The organism is Microcoleus sp. B4-C2 (assembly GCF_036705265.1).
Classification (GTDB): domain Bacteria; phylum Cyanobacteriota; class Cyanobacteriia; order Cyanobacteriales; family Microcoleaceae; genus Microcoleus.
Genome location: NZ_JAUBUB010000164.1, coordinates 1 through 7,367 on the forward strand (window position 1 = coordinate 1; position 7,367 = coordinate 7,367).

Annotated in this window: 7 protein-coding genes; 5 read left to right on the forward strand and 2 right to left on the reverse strand. The window is 48.5% G+C overall.

Features of this window, described 5'->3' with window-relative positions; all coding sequences use genetic code 11:
* Positions 1-462 precede the first annotated feature (462 nt).
* Genes QUB20_RS27690 through QUB20_RS27700 form a run of 3 tightly spaced genes read left to right on the forward strand, consistent with a single transcriptional unit; the run spans position 463 to position 2,828 of the window.
* Positions 463-1,377: a dihydrofolate reductase family protein gene (locus QUB20_RS27690; protein ID WP_333251229.1), complete on the forward strand. Its 915-nt coding sequence runs from the start codon at positions 463-465 to the stop codon at positions 1,375-1,377.
* Positions 1,378-1,408: 31 nt separating this feature from the next.
* Entirely contained in the window at positions 1,409-1,597 is a 189-nt protein-coding gene (locus QUB20_RS27695; RefSeq protein ID WP_333291806.1) for a hypothetical protein, read from the forward strand.
* Between the two features lie 34 nt (positions 1,598-1,631).
* On the forward strand, positions 1,632-2,828 hold the full coding sequence (locus QUB20_RS27700; RefSeq protein WP_333251231.1) for a GNAT family N-acetyltransferase: 1,197 nt from the start codon (positions 1,632-1,634) through the stop codon (positions 2,826-2,828).
* Positions 2,829-3,294: 466 nt separating this feature from the next.
* Here the strand turns inward: QUB20_RS27700 and QUB20_RS27705 are convergent, their stop codons facing one another.
* Positions 3,295-3,861, reverse strand: coding sequence for a hypothetical protein (locus QUB20_RS27705; protein WP_333251234.1), 567 nt, complete (start codon positions 3,859-3,861; stop codon positions 3,295-3,297).
* 190 nt (positions 3,862-4,051) lie between these two features.
* Positions 4,052-5,416 (reverse strand): ATP-binding protein, encoded by a 1,365-nt coding sequence (locus tag QUB20_RS27710; RefSeq protein WP_333251239.1) that lies wholly within the window; start codon positions 5,414-5,416, stop codon positions 4,052-4,054.
* A gap of 370 nt (positions 5,417-5,786) precedes the next feature.
* Here QUB20_RS27710 and QUB20_RS27715 point away from each other — a divergent pair, with 370 nt between their 5' ends.
* Positions 5,787-6,632, forward strand: a complete 846-nt coding sequence (locus QUB20_RS27715) for a M48 family metalloprotease (protein ID WP_333251237.1) — start codon at positions 5,787-5,789, stop codon at positions 6,630-6,632.
* A 79-nt stretch (positions 6,633-6,711) separates the two neighbouring features.
* Positions 6,712-7,218 (forward strand): tryptophan-rich sensory protein, encoded by a 507-nt coding sequence (locus QUB20_RS27720; protein ID WP_333246721.1) that lies wholly within the window; start codon positions 6,712-6,714, stop codon positions 7,216-7,218.
* The last annotated feature ends 149 nt before the right edge of the window (positions 7,219-7,367 follow it).

Below are 7,367 nucleotides of genomic sequence, written 5' to 3' on the forward strand. Positions count from 1 at the left end.
TAAATCTGGCGCGTGCTCGTCAGCAAATAGCCTAGCCCCACTGGTTTACTCTTTTGACAATTAATCCACCCTGCCTAGCCCCCCTTAAAAAGGGGGGGACAAGAAGCGCTCAAAGTCCCCCTTCAACCAGGGGGGGGACAAGAATCTTTTCAAAGTCAACCCCTACTCCCCTTCTTAAGGGGGATTTAGGGGGATCGGGCCTCGGCGATCGACCACAGATACAAAAGGTTTTAGTGGAAATGTGCGATCGACTTTTGGGCAAACGGCCGATCGCTCTTTTGGGATAGGGAAACGGCACCGCCCTGTCATCTTTTGCCGTTATGATGTTGAAAATTTGATAAACAGGACTCACGCATTTTTCCCAAAGAAACCGGGTTTTTTACCTAATCTGTGGGCGACAACGAAAGATTTTGCTAAAAAACCCGGTTTCTGAGCACCGGTGCGTCCAGGACGGATAAATTAATGACAGATAAGATCGATCGACCATTAGCAACAGTAATACTCGCGATCAGTGCTGACGGTAAAATTGCCGATGCAGTGCGATCGCCCGCGAGATTCGGTTCTGCCAACGACAAAGCCCACCTCGAACAGCAAGTAGCAGCAAGTGACGCGGTTTTGTTCGGCAACGGCACTTTACAGGCCTATGGGACGACGATGAGAGTGATTTCGCCGGAATTGGTCAAACAGAGGGAACTGCAAGGGAAGCCACCACAACCGGTGCAAATCGTGTGTTCGCGATCGCCCCAATTTGACCCAAATTTGCGATTTTTCCAGCAACCGGTGCCTCGCTGGCTGCTGACGGGGCAAGACGGTAGGGAAACGGCATTGCCGTCTCCTCTCAAGAACGGGCAAGATGCCCGTTCCACAAGAGATGAATTTTCTAGTGGCACAGGCATCTTGCCTGTTGATCAAAGGCTTATTGAGAAGGGTGCAACATCTCTCAAGAACGGGCAAGATGCCCGTTCCACAAGAGATGCCCGTTCCACAAGAGATGAATTTTCTAGTGGAACAGGCATCTTGCCTGTTCATAAAAAGCTTATTGAGAATGGTGCAACATCTCAATTCGATCGAATTATCTATGCGAAAACCGCAGGTGGAGAGATTGATTGGATTGATGCGTTTCAACAGCTAGCAAGCTTCGGTATCAAACGCTTGGCGATTCTGGGCGGGGGAAAACTGGTAGCGTCTGTGCTGGCTGCGGGCTTGGTAGACGAACTTTGGCTGACGGTTTGCCCGTTAATTTTGGGCGGCGCGGATGCACCGACACCTGTGGAGGGAAAGGGTTTTTTGGCAGATTTAGCTCCGAAATTGGAGCTTTTGGCGGTTAAACAGGTGGGACAAGAGGTATTTTTGCATTATAGATTCGGGGCGGGCTAGAAGCCCAACCCCTACTCCCCACAACACTTGTGTGGCACAGGCATCTTGCCTGTGGCGGGCTAGAAGCCCAACCCCTACTCCCCACAACACTTGTGTGGCACAGGCATCTTGCCTGTGGCGGGCTAGAAGCCCAACCCCTACTCCCCACAACACTTGTGTAGCACAGGCATCTTGCCTGTGGCGAGTAATTACACAAGCAGGGGAGATTGTATTAACTTAAATGAAGTTCGATCGCTCTACGCTCAAATCTCCCTATGCTGAAACAGCCAAAACCTCAATATTCTGTAGCCTGGATTAGCAAAATAGGCGAAATCCCGCAAGCGTCGTGGGATGCCCTGGCGATGCCACTAAAAACTCCATTTCTGGAATGGGATTGGCTTAACAATCTCGAAGTATCGGGCAGTGCGACAGGTAAAACCGGTTGGCTACCGCATCACTTGACTGTGTGGCGAGACAAACAGTTGATTGCTTGCGCGCCACTTTATGTCAAAAGCCACAGCTACGGCGAATTTGTATTCGATAATCAGTGGGCGGATTTAGCTCAACGTTTGGGTGTTCAATATTATCCCAAATTGATGGGAATGACACCGTTTACTCCGGCTGAAGGCTATCGGTTTTTGATTGCCGAGGGGGAAGATGAAGACGAGTTAACCGGAGTAATGGTAAGCGCGATCGACCATTTTTGCGATCGCCACAATATCTCCGGCTGCAATTTCCTTTATGTCGATCCAGAATGGCGGCAGCGCATGGAACGCCACGGTTTCAGCGCTTGGCTGCACCACAGCTATATTTGGCAAAATCAAGGCTATCAAAATTTTGACAATTATTTAGGCGCATTTAATGCCAACCAGCGCCGCAATATCAAACGCGAACGCAAAGCAGTTGATCAAGCTGGTTTGTTGGTAAAAACGCTGACGGGCGATGAAATTCCCCAAGCTATGTTTGCTCAAATGTATGCTTTTTATGAGAATACTTGCGACAAATTTGGTTGGTGGGGAAGCAAGTATCTGACTAAGCGATTTTTTGAACAGTTGCACCACAATTATCGCGATCGAGTTTTATTTGTAGCCGCCTACGACAAGGAAGATGAGAGACAGCCGATGGGTATGTCTTTTTGTTTGTATAAGGGCGATCGACTGTACGGGCGTTATTGGGGAAGTTTGCAGGAAATCGACTGCTTGCACTTCGATGCTTGTTACTATACGCCGATCGAATGGGCGATCGATCGGGGCATCCAAAGCTTCGATCCCGGTGCCGGTGGCAGGCACAAAAAACGGCGCGGCTTTCCAGCTACGCCCAATTATAGTTTGCACCGATTTTATAACAACCGTCTGGCGCAAATTCTCAAGTCTTATATCGGTCAAATCAACGAAAGAGAACAGGAAGAAATTGATGCAATCAACGAGGATTTACCTTTTACTAAGTTGCCTCCTTTGTTACTCGGCGAGTGACGGTTGACTGGGAATTTGGAATTGGAATTTGGGAATTAGTAACAGCCCATCGGTGTCAACATAATACTAAAACCCTGTGTATATCTCGTTTGTATCGAAGTTTCGATCCCCCTAAATCCCCCTTAAGAAGGGTGACTTTGAATGCTCTTTCCCCTTTATTAATGGGAGTTAGAGGGGAGGTAAGAATAGTCTTGTCCCCCCTTATTGAGATGGGTTAGGGTGGCTCGAAACTCAACTATAAACGATATTTATTATGGATTTTAGGATGGCGAATTAAATAATTTACACAAGTTTGTGGGAAGTAGGGGATGGGCGTCCCGCCCGCCATTTCTGGACGGGCGGGACGCCCATCCCACAAGAACCATCACGCATTCTAAGTTATTTAATTCTCATTCCTTAGTCTGAAGTTGACACGAATGGTAACAGTCAACAGTCAACAGTCAACCGTCAACAGTCAACAGTTAAACTAATTCAAAATTACCTTGCCATCTTCCTGAATTTGCAGCGATTTTGTATCAGCCTCCAACTCAGTTGTCGCGCCGAAACTGACTTGCAACATTCCCGGCATCGCGGTTGCTTGGGGGCGAACCAGCAGCAATCCGCCGTCTGGGCGCTGATAAGTGAGGGTGATTGGCACTTTGAGGGCTTGAAGCAAAATTTCAGATTGTTCGCCCAGAGTGCGCGGCTGGGTCTCGCCTACGATTTGATAATTGATGACAGCATTGGTGGTATTCACCAGTTTAATTACTATCATGCCTTCGGCAGGCGTAACTCGCGCACTGGGCATGGGGAAGCGGGCAGGCGCGTCTGTTGGTGTAGAGGGCATCCCGCTGAGGCCCGGACTCGCAGCCGGAGTTGGTTCGCTGACGGGTTCTTCAGTGGCTGCGGGAGTCTCTGCGGGTTGGGAAACGGGTTTTCCTTGTTGGGGCGGGGGGCCGCCGGCGTGGGAAATTGTTGCGAGACTAACGAGTAAACCGACGCCGGTGGCTGCTAGCAAGCTGATTTTTTTTAACGGTAGATTGTGGTGAAACATAAATAACTCCTCACAAGTTCGATCGAGGTTTTCCAACAACGTTTATGTTAATCTATGGCGGAAATGAGTTTTAATAGCTGGGTTTGGGCGCGAGGTAGGAAGAATAAGGGTTTGAGGGGTAGATTTTTTTTAAACCGCAGAGGGCGCAGAGGGCGCAGAGGAAGAGGGGAAGAGGGGAAGAGGGGAAGTTTTACAGGCGAGATGCTTCTGATTTGTGGGCGGGAAGGGTGACGGTAACGGCTGTACCTCGATCGACTTGGCTGTCTATGCGGATTTGGCCGCGGTGATTTTCGACAATTGCTTTGGCGATTGCTAATCCTAAGCCGGAACCGGCGGCGCTGCGGTGGGTTCGGGCGGGATCTGCGCGGTAGAATCGATCGAATAAATGTGGCAGGGCTTCTGGGGAAATTCCGATGCCGGTGTCTGTTACTTTTATTTGCAGTGCTGGATTTAAGATCGCCGAATTTCTTTTGTTTTTGGCTGCAAGTTGCAATTCTACTTCTATTTCGCCGCCAGATGGCGTGTACTGCACGGCGTTGCTGACGATATTGGTAAACAGTCGGGCTAGTTGATCCCAGTCGCCCAACAGTGTAAAGTTGTCGTCAGCGTTGGGCAGATCGACAATTTCCAAAGAAAGAGAGAGATTTTGGGTAGTGGCGATCGCCTGTTGTTCTTCAATTACCTCCATCAGCAAAGCATCGAGGGGAACTTCAATCCACTGCTGTTGCACGATACCGCTGTCTTGTCTGGCTAAAAACAGCAAATCGTCAACCAAGCGCCCCAAACGGCGGGTGAGGCGTTCGATAACTTGTAGCTGTTGATGTTGCTGCGGTTCGATATCCGGTTCCGCCAAAGCTACTTGGACGTTAGTTTGAATAGTGGCGATCGGATTTCTGAGTTCGTGAGAAGCATCAGCGGTAAACTGTTTGAGACGCCCGTAAGACTCTCGCACCGGTGCCATTGCCAATCCCGACAGCAGCCAGCCAATCGCCGCCACGCAAATTAGAGTTAAACTCGCGCCCAAAATCAAATCGAGAATTAATTGGCGGATGGGTTTTGTCACTTCAAACCAAGGATGGCTGACTCGCAAATATCCCAGAACTTGCCTGCCGATTTGTACTCGCTGGGTTACTTGTCTGAGAGAATAGTTTTGAGCTGACTGCAACTCATTATTAATTATCCAAACTGTTTCGCCGGTGCGGTTAGCGTGAATGGGAATATTCAGCGGTTCCGATAATGTAGACCACAGCAATTCGCCCGTAGGACTGAACCATTCTAAATCTATGTGGTCGTCTTCTACTGCATCGGTGCTATCTCGAAAACTGGCTTGAATATTAACTTGCAATTTATTTTTATCTGTGGTATTAGGGATTTTGAGCGGTTCGATAACGAGAGTTCGCTCTATTACTTCGACAACATGATTGAGGGTGTCATCAATGCGATCGATCAAAGTAGTGCGGACGTAAAAATAGAAACCTGTGGCGAATACAAGTAACAATACAGCAGTAACGGCAGTGTACCAAATAGCGAGGCGGCGGCGGGTAGCTTGAAACATATTGCGAAGGAAGTTCGGCAACTGATTTTGTAGTGGATTCAACAGATTTAACTCATATGTTGCACCATTCTCAATTAGCCTTTTCGGAACAGGCTTTTCGGCCTGTTCCACAAGAAAATCTATTCTTTGTGGAACAGGCCGGAAAGCCTGTTGCTGACAATGGTGCAACATCTCAGTTTAACCAATTTAATAACTATAACCTTCTTCCCTTCCTTCGTGTCCTTCGCGCCTTCGCGGTTCGTTAAAAAAAGCCTTGTTCGCAAATTATCTCAAAAAACTCAAACAACTTTCCCTTCTTGATACTTCAGACAGATGTCGAGAGAGCTGTCACCATAGTATTCTAATCGCGAAACTTTTTAGGTAAAAGCTTGTGAATAAATTTTTATTTCGAGCCGCGATCGGGCTATTAATGGCATTTTTTGGGGCAATCACCTATTTTACAAACGACGTACAAAATCCGGTAACTGGAGAGAGACAGCGGGTGCAGCTTTCTCCCCGCCAAGAGATAGTTTTGGGATTGCAGGCGCGAGATCAAATGGCCGCCAAGCACGGGGGGCTTTATCCCAGCCAAAGTATTCAGCAGTATCTCGATCGAGTAGGAGCACGAGTTGTCAACGGTTCGGCGGCGAAACAAGCGGGTTATCCGTTTGAATTCCACCTGCTGCGAGACGCCCAAACTGTCAATGCTTTTGCTTTACCGGGGGGACAAGTTTTCATTACTGCGGGGCTGCTGCGCCGGCTGAATTCGGAGGCTCAGTTGGCCGCTATACTCGGGCACGAAGCCGGTCACGTTGTCGCCCGCCACGGTGCGGAACACTTGGCAAAACAGCAGTTGGGCAGGGCTTTGGTAACGGCGGTTGGGGTGGCTACTAGCGACGATCGCGGGGGCGGGCAGCAGGCAGCATTAATTGCTCAAGCTGTCAATCAAGTTGTCAGTTTGCGGTACGGTAGGTCTGATGAACTTGAGAGCGATCAGCTCGGTTTTCGGTTTATGACTGAAGCTGGTTACGATCCTAGAGGTATTGTTGAGGTGATGCAAATCCTCGGTTCCGCTAGGAAGGGCGAAGCGCCACCGGAGTTTTTGAGTTCTCACCCCAACCCTGAAAACCGAGTGCAAAAATTGCAAGCTTTAATCGCGCAAAATTACCCTAACGGCGTTCCAGCTAATTTGGAGTCTGGACGCGATGAGTTTGCTAAGAATGTGTCGGGCGGTTAGCGATAATTGCATCGGGCTTTACAAAAGTTATTACTATAGGCGGATCTAAGTTCGGCTTGGAGTTGGCACGATCGACTTAATGAGCGATCGAGCAATTGGAAAGTTGAAAACCATGATTGAATCTTGGATGATTATCGGGGGCGTGACTTTCTCAGTCGCCTTCGGAACTCTGTTTTTTAAACTCCGCGATATTAACTGGGCTGTCAAACTTCAAAGACCAGATTGGATGTTTTTTGAGCCTGCTATTCCGTTAATTTGGACGGTGATTTTTGCTTGCGGGGCCGGCAGCGCTGCTGTCGTGTGGGAACAGGAACCCGGTAGTCTCAAAACTTGGCTGCTGATGGCTTTGTACTTGCTTTTAGAAATTGTAACAGTTGCTTATATTCCTGCTACTCTCAGAGCCAAAAGTCTGAAAGTAGGGACGATTTTGGGAGGGGCTGGCGAGATTTTGGGAGTTGTATTGACGTTGGCTGTTTTGCCGATTTCTCAAACCGCGGCTTTGTTACTTTTGCCTTACGTGATTTGGGGTGCGATCGGCACTTATACCACTTGGGAAATGATTCAGTTAAACCCAGAAGCTGCATAAATATTCGGTGTTCTTCAGCGCACCCTACATACTATAGCAATCCTAAATCATTCATGTAAATTTGTAGGGTAGTGCTAAGGATCGCGAATTAAATAACTTACAATTTTAATTGTTATTGTGGGATGGGCGTCCCGCCCGTCCTTTTTGGA